The organism is Chitinophaga lutea (assembly GCF_003813775.1).
Taxonomy (GTDB): Bacteria; Bacteroidota; Bacteroidia; order Chitinophagales; family Chitinophagaceae; genus Chitinophaga; species Chitinophaga lutea.
Genome location: NZ_RPDH01000003.1, coordinates 577938 through 597446, shown reverse-complemented (window position 1 = coordinate 597446; position 19509 = coordinate 577938). Strand labels below are relative to the sequence as shown.

Genomic DNA, 19509 nt, shown 5'->3' with positions numbered 1-19509 from the left:
ATCGCAGGGAAACACCGTAGCTGAGGCAACACCTCTTTCTTAACCCGATGAAATCAAAATCCCGTTGCCGGCAAACGGTACTGTCGCTGGTATTTGCGGTATTGTTTGCGAAACGTCATCGCTCAGGCATCCCCCTTTCTTAACCCGATGAAATCAAAATCCCGTCGCCGTTGCCGGCAAACGGTACTGTTGCTGATATTTGCGGTATTGTTTGCGGTAAGCACGATTGCGCTTCAAACCCACGGCCGTCATCACCCCACGTTTCTGCACGTTGATCCAGTAGTTGAAGATAAAACGCTCCTGGTCGCGGGGGTAAAAGATCAGGGAAGGTTTCGTGACGCGAGAAGGAATCAGCAGGTTTACCAGCCAGGTTTCCAGGGCCGGCACCAGCCGCCATTTGCCGGGGTGGCGCCTGCTCCCGATTTTCACGCGGAGGTTGCTGTAATAAAAGTGCATCTGCCCGAAAGCGGCATAGGTATTGCCTTCCCAGGTGCTGTAAACCGTATCTATCTGTCCGCTCACAACCTTTACATTCCCGTGCGGCATTGCACTGCCGGCCAGTTCCGGCAAGCTGGCGGGCGCCACACCGAGGCTGGCGGCGAACCCCGCAAGACTGTCGCCGTACGATTCCACATAAGTCAGGTGCCGCACGTTGCCGCTGAATACGTTGGCCGATGCGTTTACATACAATGAATCATTACCGTCAAATCGGTTCCCCAGGCGAAGAATGGTACCCGACAGGTTTGTTAACGGTATTTCGCTCCAGCCTTTCGATTTGGGCGTACGTTCCGCATATGTGACTTTACTGCCTGCAATCTGAATGGTATCTACCCGGAAGGGAAACCTGATGTTGCGCACCAGCGTGGTGGGCATGAATTTTTCCACCCCGTGCTGAAAAGGCAGCAGCTTGTCTCTCGACACATGCAGGTCCGCGCTATCCAGCTCCACCCTGCCGATGTGCACCATCGAATCGCTGATGGCGGTAGGAAACAGGGTGACCGTTCCACCGTTCAATGTCATATAATTGCCCTGCCATTTTTCTTTTTGGAACGTCGCTTCCCTGTCCAGCACCGGCAGCATGAACATATCTTTCAACCGCAGCGCGTTGCCTGTCCACTCAAATGAACCTGCTCCTGCATTGAGTTTGTCGTTACCGTAATGGAGCTTGCGGCCCGATGCGGCAAGATGCGCTGCCACTTGCTGCCAGTTGATGGCCTCACCCTCCCGAAACGTCATCAGCATCCGCGGAACGCTGCCAGACAATGCTTCGGCACTTACCTGTGCGCCCCCTTTGCTGAAATGAAAGACCCCATCACGCCAGTCCAGCACCGCATGCGCGGAGAAAGCGCCCTGCTGCATCGCACCTTCCCGCAGTTCCAGCCGGGCAAAGGGCAGCTGCAATTGTACCCCGGTTTGCTGCAGCCGGGTGTCAGACAGCGAAGCAGCGGCGGAGTGGAACGTAATGCGATGTGCTGCCGAGTGCGCGTCTTTGATGCGCAGTTGCAAGGTTGTATTAAGATGAACGGAGTCCTTTTCCTTGATACCGGTGTAGCTGATGTGCGTATGGTTGATTTGAATATCACCGGCGTGAATGTCCGGCGTCGGATGTGCGGCCGCCGTCTTTGGTTGCCGGCCATTTTCCACATCGAGATCCGTTGGTTGCATGGTACGAGCGCTCGTTACGGCTACGGAGGTGCGGGTTGATTGCGGATTTACCGGTTCCCCCCCTGCAGGCTGCGGCTTTGGGGCACCTACGGTTTGCCCGTATGTGGTATTGGCCGGTTGCAGGCCTTTATTGCCCATCCCTGCCATGGCTGCACCATCCGTCCGTTTCCGCGCAATCACGTCCACCGTTGCGCTGTCTGCGTAGAGATACGGGATGTTTAATGATGAGATGGCGGATGAGTGAAGCGGGAGTTTAAACCGGAGCAAAGGCAAATGCACTTTCACATCGTCTTTTTCAAACCGGATCCCGTGCAGCACATTCTCCCGGTTGCTGTGCAGCGTTCCGGCACCCGCGGTGAGCAGCCAGGCCGGGCGTTTCACCGCGAGTTCCGACAACTGTACGGACGCATTGCTCCAGGCAAAATGATCGCTGGCGCTTTGCAGCTGCTGTAATACCAGCGCCTTCCCGTTTATCCGTGTGCTGCCCTGCTCCGAAGCCTGCGTCAGCGAAAACTGGTTGGCCTGCACGTTGGCGATGCGGATGACGGGCAGCGGACGAGCGGGCTTTTTTGCAGCGCCCTGCCGGATGTTCGCCACGATGCTGCCGGCGCGCAGCTGCGCTACCTGGATGTCGCCGGTTTGCTGGAGCACATCCCAGTCGAACACTTCCCAGAAAATATCTTTTATCGCGATATGCGAACCATTGGGCAGGTGCGCATCGATGGATTCGCCCCAGTTCCGCCGCGTCACGCCGTCGAAGCGGTAATTACGGGCAGATATCCGCGCGCCTTTTGATTGCAGTTCCATATGCCCCACGCGAAGGTCGGGGATGGCGTGCTTTACGTCCACGAGCGAATCGCTGTGAAAAAGCCGGTTCAGCAGAACGTGCGCATTGATGTCATGCACCTGTAACGCCGCTCCCTGCTCTCCTCCCGCCTTGAAGCCCAGTTCACCGTTGCGCAGCCGGAAATGCTCCACATGTACCATCTCGCTGATGCCATGCAGCGTCTGGTAAAAGATGTCCATCTTTTTTTGATCGCCCGCAACAGGCGCTTTTTTCGGCGCACGGGCATGTTGCTGATGTACGGTAATAACGGGACTGACCAGTTCCGCCTCGTCGGCGTGAAGATGTTTCCGGAGCAGGGACTCGAAATTCACGTTCTTCAGCCGCAACGCCGGCGCTGTGGCCGTCACCGTTTTGGCGGCGCGGTTCTTGTCCGTGGGCGAATAGTGCACCCCGGAAAATAAAATCCCGTCCCGCTCCACGGTAAACTCGTCGATGCGCATCTGGTATAAACTGTCGCGCGAATAAAAAACGAGCTGCTTCAAATCCATCCGGATACTGTCCAGCTGCAGCGGGTCCTGTGCGCCCGGTGTCACCCGCAGGTTGTAGATGCGCAGGTTACTGTTGCGGCTGGCCGCCTGGCGGCCCGTGAGATGCACATCTGCATCCACGACGTTGATAAAACCGATCTGCACATACCGGAACGGCATGCGGCTGGCCGCCATCGCGGTATCCTTCGGCGCGCCGTGGCGGCCGTGCGGCACCGTTAGCACCGGGCGCACGCAGGTGAGGGTATCGATCAGCAAACGGTTGTGCTGGTATAGCGCCGGCAGGTGCCGTGAATTAAAAAACAAACGGTCGGCCTGCAACTGCAGCCCTCCTTTACCCGAAGTGTCCTGTTCCTGGTAATCCACACTGTCTATTTCCAGGCGCTGGCCTTTACTGTCGAAGCGCAGGGAACTGAAACGCACTTCCTGCCTTCGTTTCGGCAATACCCAATGCTGGCGCCCAAGGAAAAACACCACCCGGTCAGAACCGAAAAAGCGGCTATCGTCATTGTTCACTTCCCTGAAATTCTGCACATACAGGTTGATATCGTTAACGCGCAGCGCGGGCGCATTGTCCGGGAGGTATTCGCACACCGCGCCCTTCATGGTGAAAGAGCGGGCGTTGAAATGCATGAGTGTTTTTTCGAGGATATCCAGGATGTCCGTTCCTTTAAATTCCTTTCTCCGCGCGGCTCTCCGCCGCACGTTCATTTTGACGTGCGGCGCGATGAAGGCAATGCTGTCTGCGATCACTTTTTTGTTCACCAGCACGTCTGTCCACGACGCCAGCGAAAAATACATTTCCGGGATATGGATGTCGTAAGCCGCCGCATCATCCCGCGGATCGAGGCAGCGTACGGACGACTTCCGCAGGGTGATGGCCATTTTCCGGAACGACACTTCCGCGCTGCCCGCATCAAAGGCATACCGCCCTTTGGTTTGCATTTTGACGGCGTAGCGCAGGCTTTCCTTGAAACGGTACGTGAGAACGTAGTAGAACAGCGCGATGCAGACCGCCACCACTGCCACCACAAAAACCGATATACGTTTGAGCGCTCTTTTCAAAACGGTGATTTATATGAATTCTCCGGCCCCGGCGGTTTCCGTAGTGCCGGGTTTGTCTGCCTTCCGTTCCAGCCAGGAGGTAAAAATTGTATAGAATACGGCCATGATGATGGCGCCTTTGAACATGCCGGTAAATCCCCATGCCGCGAGCCCACCCACCACGCCAATGAACAGCACCAGGAAAGGCAGCCTGCCGCCGCTTTTGGCGATCAGGATGGGTTTGAGCACCGCGTCCACCACCAGCACCAGCGCGCCGTATACCGCCGCAAATACCGCCGTACCCGTATGCCCGTTGATGGCCAGTAAAATGACGGCCGGCAGCCATACCAGCAAAGGCCCTACCTGTATCAGCACAAGGAAGAACACAATGGCCGCCAGCAAAATCGGGAACTGGAGATGGGCGATCAGGAAACCGATCCACGAAATGAACGCGGCAATGAACGCCGTGCCCATCACGCCGATAGACACGCCCCTGATGGCGTTATTGGTCGCATCGAGCAGCGCCATCCCGTCGCGCGTGCCCAGCAGGTGCCCCAGCGCCACTTTCAGCGGCCGGATCACTTTCTCCCCGCCGGCCAGCAGGATTGCGGATATGATGATGCCTACAATGAATTGCAGCGCCGTGCCCAGCACGCCCGCGCCCCCGGTGAGAATGCGGTGAAGGGCGGCCCTGATCTGATGTTCGTATCCCATCAGCGCTTCCTGCGGGTTTTCGCGGAGATGTTGCCAGAAGGTCGTTGCGGAATCCCCGATCACCGGCAGCTGTGTTACCTGCGGCGGTAACGGCGGCAGGCCATGCGTTTTGATCTCCGTATAAAAATTCAGCACATCTTTCATGTGTTTGCCCAGCGCACCCACCATGTACACTACCGGTATGGCAATGAGGAGGATCAATACAAGGGCATAGATCGTGGCGGCCAGCTTCCGGCGTTTGCCCAGCGCTTTGGCGAGGCGTTCATACGGCGAGGCGAAGGATACAGAGAAAATAAGCGCGAAGGTAAACACCCCGAAAAAGACCCTGAGCACATCATACACCGCAAAGATGAGGGCCAGGAGCAATAGCAGCACCAGGATGGTTTCGATGATGCTTCGGGAGTTATTGGGCAGGGTAAAACGCATATGGATCCGGTAATTGTAAATAAAAATAACAAATTTTGGCTGTGATGTGGTTAATTATCAATGATCTGAAGGTTTTGCCGGATATCATACTCAACACATAGGTGGTGGATGACTTTACTTTCCCAGTCCACTTTTTACTATACTTGCAATCGGATGCCAACCTCAGCGCCGCGATCTGTAATTCCTGACTATGAAAAAACAAATTATCAAAACGAACTACCTTGAAACAATTGATTGGTTCCAGGGTAGTATTGTGGACTGGAGAAGTGCCGGACAGCAATATAAGCCGGATGGTACCCGCAACGATCTCCTGGCATACACTTACTCCACCTTTGACGGTGTCATTGCATCTGAAAACGGAACCTACGTGTTCTTATATAAAAGACTGGGCACCAAAGGGCTCTTGCTGAAAAACGGCATCCTGTTGCGCGAAATCAACCGCAGTTACTATTTTTCGGATTCTTACGAATACCCGGCGGCCTTTATTACATTCGAAAACCGGACTTACCTGGCCCATTGCCCGTTGAAATATTGCCGGCTGGATTTTGAAGATGTTGAAACGGGTGAACTCGTCACCGATAGCCCCGATCGCCATCCTGGCGATACTTTCCACTCGAGGTTGCTGATTAGCCCGGATAAAAAGTTCCTGATGGTACGCGGCTGGGAATGGCATCCGGTCAACACCATTGCTCTATACAACATCGAAGCATGTTTTAATAACCCTGCATTACTGGATAACCGTCTGGTCGAGCCGGCTGTCGGGATAGATGTAAACGTAGCGGCATTTTTGGATGGTGAGAATATACTGATTGGCTCCACCGAAAGCGAGCCTTTTGATGATGAAGCCGTACCCATTTTACCGGAAAATCATATCGCCATATGGAACCATCTGGAGAACACGATTTCTCCGGCGGTGAAAGTACAGGGGCCATTCGGAAATGTATTCCCGATCAACAGCACAAAAGCATGGGACTTGTTTCGATATCCCAAGATCATCGACATCGAAACCGGGGAAGTATTACATACAATGGAAGATATCGACTCCGGCAAACAAAATTCTTCCTTCATATCACAGGAAAATGCGACCAACCCGCAAATTTGTTTTGACAGCGCCACCTCAAAAATAGCTATCCGGCAGAATGGCGAAACCATCATTGTGCTGGCGCCGGAAGAATGACGCCTTAAACAAATAACAAAAAACAATCATCCATGCATTCTAAACAGCTTTACCCTCCCCGTAATCCCACTTTCGCCATCTTCTGCCCAAAATTCCTCCCCACACCCCAACTTTTCCCCATCTTTCTTATTAATATTTATAATTTTGCCGGTGCTTAACGAATAGTCCATGTTGAAACAGTCCGGCAACCAGAAAGATATATACACCCGTGAAGTGATCACGCGCTTTGAGTTGTATAACAGTTTATTTTTAACCCTGCCGTTTTACCAGGTAAAAGATACCGGCATTTTACTGCCGTTTTTCACCTCCCATTGCGAAAAAGGCGTCGCCAAACTGAAGTCGCCGGCCGAGATCATCGAAACCTTCTTCAAAGAAAGGGCCCCGGAAATCGACGAAAGGGAGCAGATCAACCGCCTCTTCCGCTTTATCCAGTACATCGAAAGGCAGGTGGTGCTCTTCGACGCCATTGAAGACTCTTCGTTCAGCAAACTGAGCCGTACCGACGGCAACGGCACCCTCCAGGGCCTCGTGCAGCAGATCGCGCAGGACGACGAGGTGCGGGACAAGATCAGCGAAAAACTGCGGAATTTCTCCCTCCGCCTCGTGCTCACAGCCCACCCCACCCAGTTTTACCCCGGCACGGTGCTCACCATCATGACGGACCTCATCGAGGCCCTGAAAATCAACGACATCAACGCCATCAACTTATTACTGCAGCAGCTGGGCAAAACGCCCTTCTTCAATAAAACCTCGCCCACGCCCGTGGATGAGGCCCTGAGCCTGATGTGGTTCGTGGAACACGTGTTCTACAACGCGCTGGCCGATATCCAGACCCGCCTCAACGAAGAATTCGACCTCGGCGACGTGCTGGCCGGCATTTTCGAACTGGGCTTCTGGCCCGGCGGCGACCGTGACGGCAACCCGAACGTTAATACGGACACCACCCGCACGGTAGCCGCGGCACTGCGCCAAACGGTGTTCCGATGCTATTACCGCGACTACCGGGCACTGAAACGCCGCATCACCTTCCGCGGCATCGAAGAGCCGATGAACGCCCTCGGCCGCATCATGTACGACAATGCCTTCAATCCCCGGCCCAACGCGCCGGACCTCCAGGAGGAAATGGCAGGATTGCTGCAAAATATCAAAGACACCCTCGTCAAAGACCACGACGGCCTGTTCGTGAACCTCGTAGACGACCTGTCACTGAAAATCCGCCTCTTCGGCTGCTATTTCGCCCGGCTCGACATCCGGCAAGACAGCCGGGTGCTGCGCAACGTGTTCCGCTTCGGCCTCAACCAGCCCGAACTGAACAATGGCCTGCCCGCGGAAGAATATGCCGGTTTGTCCGAAGAAGAAAAACTGCGGCTCATCAGTTTCAATGAAGTGGACTTCCCCTGCGCCGAAGCACCCGTTCCCGGCGTAGATCCCATGATCAACGATACCCTCTGCACCATCCGCCTGATGCGCAGCATCCAGCAGCAGAACGGGGAAATGGCCAGCCACCGCTTTATTATCAGCAACTGCCAGCAGGCTTCGGACATTCTGCAGCTGATGAACCTGTTTTTATGGTGCGGCTGGACGAAAGACGACCTCACCGTCGACTTCCTACCGCTTTTCGAAACCATCAACGACCTGAAACATGCGGCCGGCGTAATGGAGCAGCTCTACACCCACCCTGTGTACAAAGAGCACCTCAGGCGCCGCGGCAACCGCCAGATGATCATGCTCGGCTTTTCAGACAGCACCAAAGACGGCGGTTACCTGATGGCGAATTGGTCTATTTACCAGGCCAAGGTGGAACTGACGGCCATCACCCGCAAATACGACATCGACCTCACTTTCTTCGACGGCCGCGGCGGCCCTCCCTCGCGCGGCGGCGGCAAAACCCACCGCTTCTATGCGGCGATGGGAGAAGAAGTGGCCAACGACCATATACAGCTCACCATCCAGGGCCAGACCGTGAGCTCGCTCTACGGTTCGGTGGAAACCGCCAAGTTCAACATCGAACAGCTGGTAAACGCCGGCGTGGCGGCCGTACTGCACCCGGACCAGCGCGATGTGCTCGACTATAAAGAAAAAGAGCTGATCACCACCATGGCCGAAGAAAGTTTCGGCCGGTTCGTGGCGCTTCGCGAGCACCCGCTGTTTACCGAATACCTCGAGAACCTCAGCCCGCTGAAACTGTTGTCCAACATCAACATCAGCAGCCGGCCCACCAAACGCAACGCCGGCGCGGCGCTCAAGCTGGAAGACCTTCGGGCCATCAGTTTCGTGACCGCCTGGAGCCAGCTCAAACAAAGCGTGCCCGCATTCTACGGCGTAGGCTCTGCCCTGCGCGCGGTGAAAGAAGGCGGCAAATGGTCTTGCGCGGCGGAACTGTACAAAACGTCCGGTTTCTTCAAAACCATGATCGATAACTGCATCATGTCCATGTCCAAATCGGACTTCCGCATCACGGCGCACCTGCAGCACGATGAGCACTACGGCGCCTTCTGGACCCTGCTGAAAAATGAGTACGACCTCACCAAGGCCATGCTGCTCGAGCTCACCGGCAATAAGGAACTGATGCAGGAATTCCCCGTGGAGAAAAACTCCATCGCGCTGCGCGAGCGCATCATGCTCCCGCTCGTGGTGCTGCAGCATTACGCCTTGCAGCGTTCCAAATCCACCAGCGACGCGGAACTGAAAAGCGTATATGAAAAACTGGTGATACGGACGGTGTATGGCATCGTGAACGCAGGCAGGAATCTTGTGTAAAAGGCAAATAAGCCTTATCTTGTTGATTCAGCTTCAATTAACCAGTTATTATGTATAGAAAACTTATTGTGTGCGGCCTCAGTTGTTTATTGCTGTCGGCTTCCGCTGTAGTTGCATCAGACAACGACAAATTACCGCTTCATACACAAACCATGCAGGATCAGAAAGCACTGATTGGCCGTTGGGACATCACGGTGGATGAAAACGGCAAAAGCAGCCCTTCGTGGCTGGAAGTAAAACTCTCCGGCTACCGTACGCTGGTGGGCTATTTTGTAGGTTCTTCCGGCAGCGCCCGCCCCGTGGCGAAAGTCAATTTCAATAACGGCAAGTTCAGCTTCACCCTTCCCCCGCAGTGGGAAAGCGGCGACAAAGACTTCGTGATCGAAGGCGAACTGGCGGGTGAAGGCATCCAGGGGACCATTACCACCAGCGAAGGCAAAAAATACAACTGGAAAGGCATAAAAGCGCCTTACCTGAAACGTACGGCGGCACCGGTCTGGGGCAAACCCATCAACCTGTTCAACGGCAAAGACCTCAACGGCTGGAAAGCAGTTGGCGCGGCCAACCAGTGGGAAGTCAAAAACGGCATCCTCACCAGCCCGAAATCCGGCGCCAACCTGATTTCAGAGCAGGAGTTCACCGACTTCAAACTGCAGGTGGAATTCCGTTACAAAAAAGGCAGCAACAGCGGCGTGTATTTAAGAGGACGGTATGAAGTGCAGATCGAAGACAGCCCGAAAGACGCGCACCCCTCCAGCGTACTGTACAGCGGTGTGTATGGCTTCCTCGCTCCTTCAGAGATCAACGCTCTCGGCCCCGATCAGTGGCAGCGCTATGAAATCACGCTGGTAGGCCGTATGGTGACCGTTGTAGCCAACGGCAAAACGGTGATCAGTAACCAGGAAATCCCCGGCATCACCGGCGGCGCCCTCAACAGCAACGAAGGCGACCCGGGCCCCATCTATATCCAGGGCGACCATGGTCCGATAGAGTTCAGGAAAATCGTGATCACCCCGGCGAAATAAAATTCAAAAAATATTACGCATAACAAAAGGGCCAGACGAGTGTCTGGCCCTTTTTATTTTTAGTTTCAATGTGTATCGTACGTTGAAGGGAGGTCGAATTCGCACAATGCCTGTAGCGGATACGCTTGCCTAAAATCCTGATAAACAATAGCCGCACCATATATTGTCGCTTACAAAAGCACGATCCCTCTCACCGAAAAAACGCTCCATGCTGCAATGCTGCAATATCCTTCGGGTTGCAAAGACGTCTTTTCCCTTTATCGAAAACGTTCTAAAATATCCTGCAGCTTGAAGGCGCAATCCCTATCACCGAAAAAACGCTCCATGCTGCAATGTCCTTCGGGGTGTAAAGCATCTTCTCCCTCTATCGAAAACGTTCTAAAATATTCTACCGGCTTGTAAAGACGCAATCCCTCTCACCGAAAAAACGCTCCATGCTGCAATGTCCTTCGGGGTGTAAATGCGCCTTCTCCTGCTATCGAAAACCTTCTCAATAAAATATCCTGCCGCTTTGCAAAGACGCAATTACCCCTGCTTGCGCAGATATTTAGTGAGGATGACGATTGTCTGTCCTTCGATTTTCCCTTCGATCTGTTCCGTGTTGTCCGGCACAAGGCGGATGTTCTTCACCACGGTGCCCAGTTTGGCGTTGAGGGTGGAACCTTTTACATCGAGCGATTTGGTGAGCACCACGGTATCGCCGTTTTGCAGTACGGTGCCGTTGCTGTCTTTATGCAGATCTACCGAGCCGTCGCTTTCGTGATCGCCGGTGGATTTGGCCCAGGCGAGGTTTTCGTCGGTGAGGTACATCATATCCAGGCTGTCCGCCGCCCAGCTTTCATTACGCAGGCGGTTGAGCATGCGCCAGGCTACTACCTGCACACCCGGCACTTCGCTCCACATGGCTTCCGTGAGGCAGCTCCAGTGCGCGTTGTCGAGTTCTTCTTTTTTATTGATCTGTGCGGTACATTTGTCGCAGATGTAGATGTTGCGCTCCGCATAGCTGCCGGCTTCGGGCGGCACCTCGTACACTTTCAATGTACCGGTGGCCTTGCATAATTCACATTGGTTGCCGCTTCGCTGCAGCAGTTGCTCTTCCAGTTTCATAAATCGCGTTTAAACGGCGGCAAAGATAAGCTTTCCCTGCGCTTTTCCCGAAATCCCCCATTCTCACACGTAGAAACTATCAACGGATATCACCGCCATCCCGCTTCATTTTCCCCGAAATCCCCCATCCCACACGCAGAAACTGTTGGCAGATATCACCTCTATCCCACTTACTTTCCCGAAATCCCCCATCCACACACGCATAAACTGTTGGCAGATATTACCTCCACCCCGCTTCACTTTCCCCCGAAATCCAACATAGCATGCACTGCCACTACCCGGAGATATTACATGATACGCACAACCGGATTTGCTTATAGCGGGCATCAGGCGAAATAACTATTCAAGAGTGATGACATGCCTGCCACCTCCCATCCGGTACTAAAACTTCCGGATGATAGCCTATCCCAGGTAACGCGCCGGGTCCTCCCCTTCCGGGTTTCGCAATCCCACCGCTTCCAGGTGCTGCTGCAACCATTTCCCGCCTAATACACGGTCTTCTTCCGACGCCTGGCCGGTTACGAGGGTGAGCCCCACCCGTCTGCCGCTCCATTCAAAAAGGGTCTTTTCCTCGCCAATACGCCACACCGCGATACGCCCGGTGCGGATAAGCAGCCGCGAATCCCAGGTCACATAATAAGGCTGGTCGTAGATGTGATCTCCCGGAATGGCCACCGGCTCCGGAACGGGCGGTTTTTCGTTATCCCTGTCCTTCTCTTTGACGGCCCCTGCCACCAGCGTCAGGTGCTCGCCGAACAACGTGAACCAGAGCCGCTGCACCTCGTGGATATATTCCAGGGCACCCACTTTCGGCACCCCTTCAAATTGCACCAGCCAGCGGTTCAGTGTGCCGGGCTTCAGGTACAGGGTGATGCCCTGCCATGATTTATAACTCGCACCGGTGGTAATGTTCCGGGAAAAACCCAGCTTCCACAACCGGATACCATCAATCGGAATGGGATCGATCTCCCGCGCAAATGCGGCCATCTGCAGAAAATGTTCCTCCCGCACCTGCGTTACCTTCCCCTTCCGGTAAAACAGCCCTCCCAGGGCTATCTGTTCCAATTCCACTGCCATTGTAAGGTAATTTACAATCGCAAAATACTAAATTTTTTAGCAATTTACCAAACATTTGTACCGGCGGCTACCTGTAAAAAAAAACGGCCCCGCATCACTGCGGAGCCGCTATCAGTCAGTTTTTATCCCAGCCTGGAGGCAGCCATTTGTTGCCACCCGGGCCATCACCGCCCTCGCCATCGTCACCCTCTTCCCGCTCTCCCGGCGGCAGATCGCTGATCTCTTCCCGGATGAGGTCGAGGTACTCCGGCGGCTGGTCTTCGAAAATATCTTCGCCGTCCAGCATGTAGGCGCGCATAAAATGTTCCTTGGCTTCGTCGAGCTGCTTCCATTCAAAATACACCTGCCCGATGCTGAACCAGATGTACGGGTTCGCAATACCGTCGGGCGCTTTAAGGGCCTGCTGGTATGCATTCATCGCATTCGGAAGGTCTTCCCGGTTAAAATGCGCATCGCCCATGGCAGTATACAGCCACGTCGCGGCTTCCCAATCCAGCTTGGGCTCGGGCAGCAGGTCGATGGCCTGCTGGTATTGGTTCAATGCGGCACTGAACTGCTCGTTCTCCGCAAAGTCATCGCCCTTTTCGGAGAGCTCCATAATGCGGTCATATATTTCTTCCGTCAGTTCCATCTTATTTGTTGCCGGTGTATTTAGCCGGATTTTTAAAGAAAGTGATATATTTTTTATCCTGCTCTTCGAAGCAGCGGCCTTTCGTTTTATCGTTGGCGATACGGAAGTTTTCCAGCGCTTTTTCGGGCTCCCCTGCTTCGTAGTACACCTTGCCTTTGAGGAATTCCCAGTCGCCCATGATATCTTTGTTCTTCAGGTAATTCCCCAGGTCTTCCACCCATTTTTTCGCATTCGGGTAATCCTGGATCTTCAGGTAGTTTTCCACCATCCATTCTATTACGCTCGACGCATCGCCATAATCTTTTTTCGGTTCGGGAATCATGGCGAGGCAGCGTTCATACTTTTCGAAGGAGGATTTGTATTTCTTCTTGACAAAATCTTCATACGCTTCGTCGCTCAGGGCATCAAATTCATCATAAACGGAATCCGGGAGGTCAAGATACTTTTCAATTGCCATAGTGATGTTTTTTTCCGGGTGTTTTTCAATGTTACCGTCGGAACGGCGGTAAATAGGTTTTTCCTAACGAAGCACCGTCACTGCGGTTATAACTTCTGTGTTCAAGATAATAATTTTTTGAATCGAGCATCCACTCGCGCACTTCTTTTCCTTTGGGTTTGTAGCCTTTTTTGCGGGCCACCTTGTTCCACCAGTCCACCGCATCCCGTTTGTGCGCCATGTCCGCTTTGTCGAGGTCGTACCATTTGCCGTCCTTTTTGGACTTGAACTGCTTTTTGCCGTTCTTGATCCTCGCGGTGGGCGGCCGGGTCTTCTTCATCCGCTCAAACACTTCGCGGCCCGTTTTACTGCCTTTGCCGGGTGTACGGCCCAGGTAGCGGAGGCGGGCGCTCACTTTCTTCACCACGGCCCTTACACAAACGCCGCCGGCGTTATGCACCAGTATTTCCTGGTCGCCCACAAAATAGGTGTGCGCACCGGTTACTTCAAAGTTATAGACTTTCCAGCTGTTTTCGTTCGCTTCGTCCGCACTGCCGATGTCTTCCAGCTGATGGCCGGCGCCGGTCTGCAACAGCGATGCGGGCGCGTTCTCCCTGTTGTAATGGAACTCTACCGCCATTACCACCACCTGCTTGCCATCCCGGCGCTGCAGGGTATTGCCGGGCTCCAGCAGGCCGGCCTCTTTCCAGGCGCCGTCCGCATAAAACGGATGGTCCGCAGTAGTGGTGATCTTTTCCGTGCCGGCATGGATGGTGACGAGCATATGCACGTTCCTTTCCCAAACGTAGCTGATGGCGTGCAGAGAGGTTTCCCCGGTTGTTTCGTTGTAGGCCCACACTTCGTCGCCCGCGCGGAGATCTTCGATGTTTTTATGCCCGTTCCGCACAGCCACCGGTGTACCGGCAGGGAAACACGCGAACACGCAGAGCCGCCCTTTGGAGAGGCTGCGCATAGACAGTTTGCTGATCATTTCAGCCGCCTGTTTGGCGCCGGCCTCCAGCGCTTCTTTGCCCGCTTTTTTGGCGAGTTGTTTCGCTCCCGCCTTGATGGCCTGCCGGGCGCCGATCTTCAGCGCGGTACTACCCGCCAGTGAAGCGCCGCCGGTAAACGGAGCGCCCACCACGCCCACCACATCCAGGGCCAGGAAACCGACGTCGAGCAGGGCCATGCCCCAATTGCCCTCGCTGATATTCTTGGCCATGCTTACAATGGGCCCTACTACCGGCACACAGTCAACGATGAACTCCCCGGCTTTTTTCCACCAGGGTTTATTTTTCTCCTCCTGTTCCTTGTCGTATGCTTTTTTCACATCATCCCGCATGCCGTTGAGCTGTTCCTCTTCTTCAGGCGAAAGGGGCACCTGGCCGCTGGTCTGGAATTTGATCTTGCCGCCCACGCTGCATTTGATGCAGCTTTTGCCGATGAGCGTCTGTTGCCCTTTCACCTTTACGGGATAAGTATCTTCCCAGGTGGTGGGTACCGGCACACAGGGTTTCTGTGTTTTTTTACAGACAACGAAGTTGGGGATATTGGTGAGGGGTATTTTGTCCAGGGCGGTAGATACCTTACAGCTGTTGATCTTCACCGTCTGGTTATACGTAGGCGTGAAGAGGCCCGGGGCGCTGCCTTCTTCGCACTCTATCATGGCTTTATACGTGATATACTCGCGTGGTTCCATCCTGGCTGCTGGTTTAAATGATATCTGTATCCGGTGATCCCACCCTGATGGTGCCGCCGCCGTTTACCGTTACGTCCGCTCCGAACATCGAAGCCAGGGTGCTGCCGATGATATTGGCCGCGGCGGTAACGCTTTCCACCGTAACGTCGGTGTTGCCGCTGATCAGGATGCCTTTCGCCGTGGCGGTGAAATTGATGTCTTCCGTATCGGCCGTTCCTGAAATGCTTTTCTTGGCACTGATGGTAACGGTACCTTCGCCGCCGCCGCCTTCGCCGGGCTGGGCGTTGATGGCAACGGTATTGCCGGCGTTCAGCACAAAGTCTTTGGTGTTGATCGTGAAAGACACAGGAGCATTGAGGGTCACCGATCCGTCGCCGTGCATGGTCAGCACACCGCCGCTGGGATCCTTCACCACCACGCTGCCGTCGCCATCGTTGAGGGTAACGGAGCTGCCGCTGCGGGTAGAAAGGCTTTTGACGTTATTGGACGCACCGCCGCCGGTGCCCGTTTTACCATGAAACACACTGCCGATCACGATCGGCCGGGCGATGTTGCCTTCTTCAAAAGCCACCACCACCTGGTCGCCCTTTTCCGGCACAAACCTGAAGCCCCTGTTGGTGCTCACTTTCTCGGAACTGCCGGCATTGGGTGATACCACGCGCAGCCATTCGGAGGCATCGTTGCAGTTACATTCCCATTTGAATTTCACTTTCACGCGGCCCTGCCCTTTCGGGTCTTCGTTGTCTTCCACCATCGCCAGCTGCATATCCGCGAGCGGCTTATCGTACTGGCGGACGGGAATGCGTTCGGCATCGGCTACGATGCCCTCGAACGTATTGTGATAGTGCCCTACCCCGTCTACATGATGATACACAGCGGTGACGAGGAAGCGGCCGAGCTGCTGCACGTTGAAGCTCATCGACTCTTTCACGCTCATGCTGATGTCGGCTATTTTTCCCAGGCCCACCTGCGGGTTGTCGCCGCTGGCGGTAATCTGGAGGAGATCTGCGATGTTGGATTTTTCTTCGTTGGCCACGAAGGTTTCGATTTCCTGGCGGGTATCCACCCGCACCTGGAGCGGCTGCGAATAGACTTTGCTGTACAGCTCGTTGGAGGCATTCACGGCATGCGCCAGGTCCGGCTGGCCGGAAGGCGCGGCTTTGGCTTCGGCTTTGAAGAGCTCGTCTTCTTTCGGGCTGTAAAAGAATTTGCGGCTCTTGAGCGGCGCCACCTGCATGGCGTATTGCAGGGCGTGCACGTCGCGGCCGTAGACGAGTTTCACTTCTTCCTGTTTATCGGGTTTGCCGAACTGCAATTTCACGCCGTCGTAAAAAAACCATTCGTGATATTCGGCGGAAAGGCGGTTCAGGAACTCGTAATCGCTTTCGCGGTATTGGATCAGGTAATCGATGGGCTCTTTGCGGGCGGGGTTCAGCTGCAGGTTGAGATCGTTGGCCGGCGCGTCTTCCGTGGCTTTGCGGATGATGGCAGACAGGTCCTTGTTCAGGTACGAGCCCAGGTCGGGGCCGCGGTCGATGAGGATGCTGGGGCTATACCCGCTCACGATAAGCGTGCCGTGGTAACCATGGCTTTGCGACAGTTCCACCTTGGTGACTTTACCGGTGAATTGCTGCTCACCCGCCGCCAGTTTGCCGAACTGTACGGAAATGTTTTTGCCCATGTAGTTCCTGCCTTTCTCCAGCGAGATGAGGCCGGGCTCGCCCATCTCATCGTGATTGAAGCGCAGCTCAAAATAGTGGTGGGCGTTAAACCGCTGCTCCAGCGTAAAGGATGAAAAATGAAGGATGGGCGTGCCTTCAATGTTGATATTGACAATCAGTTTACCTTCCATGGATTGATCACTTTTTGCATCATTGTAAAAAATCAGCCTTTTACGGGCCACTTGGCGTAATAGCTGAGCGCTTTATATTGTCCTTTCACTTTGCCGAACACAAATGCGAAATAACTTTCTGTTGACCGGCCTTCTTCCGCATACTGCAGGTACACTTCATACATCCTGGTACCGGCGTCGGTATGGCGTTTGAGGCGGAGATAATAATCGTCTTTGGTATCGCCAGCTATTTCCGCGATTGCTTCCCCTTCCGCACGGGGCAGCAGGCGCACAACGTCCGGGTGGAATATCTGGTCTGCATACTCGCCGTATTCTTTTTCCGCTACCTGGTTGAAACGCTCGTTCGTCGCAGGGTCCTTCATATGCGCGATGTCATCGTTCCGCCAGATGTTGCCTGTCTGGAAAGGAAAAAACAGCATGCCTTCCAGTTTCTTTTTATCCTTTTGTTTCACCGCTTCACTGAACGCATCGAAAAAGGCGTCGAATTGTTCTTCATCTCCGGCGGCAGGCGGCTGTTGCGCTATCTGCGCTGCCGTGAGCGGCCGGGCAGTGTCCTGCGCGGTGCCGACGGAGCTTTTTGATTTACAGGCGACGCCCCATATGAGGCACAGCAGTAAAAAATATCTGTATGGTCCTTTCATCAAAATCTTGGTAAATAAATCAGTCCTCTTTGTTCCATTCTTTTCAGCAGTACCGCCGCCCCGATCTGGGCGGAAACGGCATTCGAGTCGTATTTGAAGTCTCTCACATACTTACCTTTCGTATAGTGGTTAGAGTAACTCCAGAGGTATGGCGTATTGCCTTTTTTGTTTTTGTGATACCCGAAGCCGTTGTAGGCTTCCAGTGTGTACAGCACCTCCGGCAGCGTCCAGTTTTGCTTTTTGTCGAATTGTTTGAGCCTCATCGCGTCTACTGCGCTCACTTCCCAGGTAAATGGCGGTTTACCGGCATTTTTGGGCCGGTTGGGCGGATGCTTCACGGTGTAGCCCGTGAGGGGATCGCCATTGTGCAGGTGTTTCGAAAAATCCGAGCTGCACTCCAGGTAGTGTATCACCGCGATCATGGCCCAGGGCACGCGCCCCGACCCGGCGTTGAAGAAATCCGGGTTCGTGCGGAAGCCGATATTGAAGGGGTTCCGGAAATCGAACACATTGGTGTTGGGTGAACGGTTGAACAGGTCCTGGAAGAAGAACCCGGACGGTTGCTGCACCTGCGGCTGTGGACTGTAAAAATCCCGCGGCTGGAAAAAGGAAATGCCGCCCAATGCCGGGGTACGGGACAGGCCGAAGAGCTGCCTTCCCTGCAGGGTGGCCACTACGGTTTCATAGCGCGCACGGTTGGCGAGGATCTTGTCATCGATCACCTTATCGATCTCTCCCAGCTTTTCTTTTTTTAACTCGCAGGTATCAAACAGCTGGATGTATTCCGCGTTGGTGGGACCGGGCCTGGGGGCCGGGCCACCCGGCTTTGTGCGCGTTTTTCCCTTGGGCTTGCGTTTGGGCTTGTCCTTCGGTTGCACGGTGGCGCCGGTATGTGTTTGCATTGTCATTTACTGCTGTATCCGGATACAATGATAGGTGTGCCGCCTTGGTGAAGGCAGCACACCGGTGTTGAGTATATTGGCCGTCATCGGTTTATTTAGGCCAGTCGTTATGATGTTCTGCGTTCCCCATTTTGAGGGTCTGGGCAGAGATCACGAAACTGAGCGTCATGGGATGGTTGCCCACCACATTGATGCCTTCGTTGTATTGAATGATAAAGCCGTTGCTGAAGGTCAGTTCTTTCATCTTCGCGTCTTCATCCGTTTTTTTGATGATGATTTTACCTGCAAAGGGTTTGAACTGGCTGTTCACCATGGATTCGATCACGGACGTATCTTCCGTCGATTCGATTTCCACGTGAATGGTGCCGCCGTACACACCTGATGAAGGGCGGCCTTTTGCGTCCACATCCCGGTTGAGGGAAAAACTGCATTGCAGTACATCATACTCCTTGCTGCCTAACTGCAGCTTTGCTTGAAATGCCATAGTGGTCTGAATTTAGATCGTCAGAAAGTGTTTTCCGGGGCGGCATGCAGAAAGTTTCGCATACGCGGATGCAAAGCCTGTGCGGCCGGCCGGGGAAAAATGCAATAATAATCGGGACTAGGCTTTGGCGTCCGGCCAGTCGTTCACATGCTCTGCATTGCCCAGTTTCATTTTGCGCGCAGAGATGGTGAAGCGGAGCTTCATGGGGTCGGATCCGATAACATTGAGGCCTTCAGAGTATTTAACAATGAAAGCGCCCTCAAATGCCACTTCTTTCATTTTGGCGTCCTCATCGGTTTTTTTGATGAGCACCGTGCCGGAGAAAGGTTTGAACTGGCTGTTTACCATCGCTTCAATAATGGAAGTATCCTCCGTGGATTCTACCTCTACATCGATGGTGCCGCCGTAAACGCCTGAGGAGGGGCGGCCTTTGTGATCAACATCCCTGTTCAGGGTGTAGCTGCAGCTCAGTACGTCGTACTGCTTTCCTGCCATGTTTAGTTTTGCATTGAATGCCATGTGAATTAATATTTATAG

15 protein-coding genes are annotated in these 19509 nt (G+C 54.1%); 3 read left to right on the top strand and 12 right to left on the bottom strand.

Going from position 1 to position 19509, the window contains the following annotated elements; genetic code table 11:
• Positions 1-153: 153 nt before the first annotated feature.
• A complete protein-coding gene (locus tag EGT74_RS25470) occupies positions 154-4062 on the bottom strand; it encodes a hypothetical protein (protein WP_123849438.1) in 3909 nt (1302 codons plus the stop codon).
• Between the two features lie 9 nt (positions 4063-4071).
• A complete protein-coding gene (locus tag EGT74_RS25465) occupies positions 4072-5181 on the bottom strand; it encodes an AI-2E family transporter (RefSeq protein WP_123849437.1) in 1110 nt (369 codons plus the stop codon).
• Between the two features lie 190 nt (positions 5182-5371).
• On the opposite strand from EGT74_RS25465, the gene EGT74_RS25460 reads away from it, so the two are divergent.
• The 3 genes from EGT74_RS25460 (at position 5372) to EGT74_RS25450 (ending at position 10143) form a co-directional block, all read left to right on the top strand.
• On the top strand, positions 5372-6358 hold the full coding sequence (locus EGT74_RS25460; protein WP_123849436.1) for a hypothetical protein: 987 nt from the start codon (positions 5372-5374) through the stop codon (positions 6356-6358).
• A 168-nt stretch (positions 6359-6526) separates the two neighbouring features.
• Positions 6527-9118 (top strand): phosphoenolpyruvate carboxylase, encoded by a 2592-nt coding sequence (locus EGT74_RS25455; RefSeq protein ID WP_123849435.1) that lies wholly within the window; start codon positions 6527-6529, stop codon positions 9116-9118.
• A 50-nt stretch (positions 9119-9168) separates the two neighbouring features.
• Positions 9169-10143, top strand: coding sequence for a 3-keto-disaccharide hydrolase (locus EGT74_RS25450; protein WP_123849434.1), 975 nt, complete (start codon positions 9169-9171; stop codon positions 10141-10143).
• 525 nt (positions 10144-10668) lie between these two features.
• Here EGT74_RS25450 and EGT74_RS25445 read toward each other — a convergent pair.
• The 10 genes from EGT74_RS25445 to tssD (EGT74_RS25400) form a co-directional block, all read right to left on the bottom strand.
• Positions 10669-11250 (bottom strand): PhnA domain-containing protein, encoded by a 582-nt coding sequence (locus EGT74_RS25445; RefSeq protein WP_123849433.1) that lies wholly within the window; start codon positions 11248-11250, stop codon positions 10669-10671.
• 402 nt (positions 11251-11652) lie between these two features.
• Positions 11653-12327, bottom strand: coding sequence for a hypothetical protein (locus EGT74_RS25440; protein WP_123849432.1), 675 nt, complete (start codon positions 12325-12327; stop codon positions 11653-11655).
• A 115-nt stretch (positions 12328-12442) separates the two neighbouring features.
• A complete protein-coding gene (locus tag EGT74_RS25435) occupies positions 12443-12958 on the bottom strand; it encodes a tetratricopeptide repeat protein (protein ID WP_123849431.1) in 516 nt (171 codons plus the stop codon).
• A 1-nt stretch (position 12959) separates the two neighbouring features.
• Positions 12960-13415 (bottom strand): hypothetical protein, encoded by a 456-nt coding sequence (locus EGT74_RS25430; RefSeq protein WP_123849430.1) that lies wholly within the window; start codon positions 13413-13415, stop codon positions 12960-12962.
• A gap of 31 nt (positions 13416-13446) precedes the next feature.
• Positions 13447-15093 carry a polymorphic toxin-type HINT domain-containing protein gene (locus tag EGT74_RS25425; RefSeq protein WP_123849429.1) on the bottom strand — a complete coding sequence of 549 codons (1647 nt, stop codon included), beginning with the start codon at positions 15091-15093 and terminating at the stop codon, positions 13447-13449.
• Positions 15094-15106: 13 nt separating this feature from the next.
• Positions 15107-16945: a type VI secretion system Vgr family protein gene (locus tag EGT74_RS25420; protein WP_123849428.1), complete on the bottom strand. Its 1839-nt coding sequence runs from the start codon at positions 16943-16945 to the stop codon at positions 15107-15109.
• A 32-nt stretch (positions 16946-16977) separates the two neighbouring features.
• On the bottom strand, positions 16978-17586 hold the full coding sequence (locus tag EGT74_RS25415) for a hypothetical protein (RefSeq protein ID WP_123849427.1): 609 nt from the start codon (positions 17584-17586) through the stop codon (positions 16978-16980).
• The gene (locus tag EGT74_RS25410; RefSeq protein WP_123849426.1) at positions 17586-18488 is read right to left on the bottom strand and encodes a hypothetical protein; all 903 of its coding nucleotides are present in this window, start codon (positions 18486-18488) and stop codon (positions 17586-17588) included. Before EGT74_RS25410 ends, EGT74_RS25415 begins: the two co-directional genes overlap by 1 nt.
• Before the next feature lie 91 nt (positions 18489-18579).
• Entirely contained in the window at positions 18580-18972 is a 393-nt protein-coding gene (gene tssD, locus EGT74_RS25405) for a type VI secretion system tube protein TssD (protein WP_123849425.1), read from the bottom strand.
• A 117-nt stretch (positions 18973-19089) separates the two neighbouring features.
• The gene (gene tssD, locus EGT74_RS25400; RefSeq protein ID WP_123849424.1) at positions 19090-19491 is read right to left on the bottom strand and encodes a type VI secretion system tube protein TssD; all 402 of its coding nucleotides are present in this window, start codon (positions 19489-19491) and stop codon (positions 19090-19092) included.
• Between the last annotated feature and the right edge of the window lie 18 nt (positions 19492-19509).

Coding starts and splice junctions, on each gene's coding strand:
- EGT74_RS25420 (WP_123849428.1), bottom strand. CDS start 16,945: ATGGAAGGTAAACTGATTGTCAATATCAACATTGAAGGCACGCCCATC.
- EGT74_RS25425 (WP_123849429.1), bottom strand. CDS start 15,093: ATGGAACCACGCGAGTATATCACGTATAAAGCCATGATAGAGTGCGAA.
- EGT74_RS25410 (WP_123849426.1), bottom strand. CDS start 18,488: ATGCAAACACATACCGGCGCCACCGTGCAACCGAAGGACAAGCCCAAA.
- EGT74_RS25460 (WP_123849436.1), top strand. CDS start 5,372: ATGAAAAAACAAATTATCAAAACGAACTACCTTGAAACAATTGATTGG.
- EGT74_RS25465 (WP_123849437.1), bottom strand. CDS start 5,181: ATGCGTTTTACCCTGCCCAATAACTCCCGAAGCATCATCGAAACCATC.
- EGT74_RS25415 (WP_123849427.1), bottom strand. CDS start 17,586: ATGAAAGGACCATACAGATATTTTTTACTGCTGTGCCTCATATGGGGC.
- tssD (WP_123849425.1), bottom strand. CDS start 18,972: ATGGCATTTCAAGCAAAGCTGCAGTTAGGCAGCAAGGAGTATGATGTA.
- EGT74_RS25450 (WP_123849434.1), top strand. CDS start 9,169: ATGTATAGAAAACTTATTGTGTGCGGCCTCAGTTGTTTATTGCTGTCG.
- EGT74_RS25435 (WP_123849431.1), bottom strand. CDS start 12,958: ATGGAACTGACGGAAGAAATATATGACCGCATTATGGAGCTCTCCGAA.
- tssD (WP_123849424.1), bottom strand. CDS start 19,491: ATGGCATTCAATGCAAAACTAAACATGGCAGGAAAGCAGTACGACGTA.
- EGT74_RS25455 (WP_123849435.1), top strand. CDS start 6,527: ATGTTGAAACAGTCCGGCAACCAGAAAGATATATACACCCGTGAAGTG.
- EGT74_RS25440 (WP_123849432.1), bottom strand. CDS start 12,327: ATGGCAGTGGAATTGGAACAGATAGCCCTGGGAGGGCTGTTTTACCGG.
- EGT74_RS25445 (WP_123849433.1), bottom strand. CDS start 11,250: ATGAAACTGGAAGAGCAACTGCTGCAGCGAAGCGGCAACCAATGTGAA.
- EGT74_RS25430 (WP_123849430.1), bottom strand. CDS start 13,415: ATGGCAATTGAAAAGTATCTTGACCTCCCGGATTCCGTTTATGATGAA.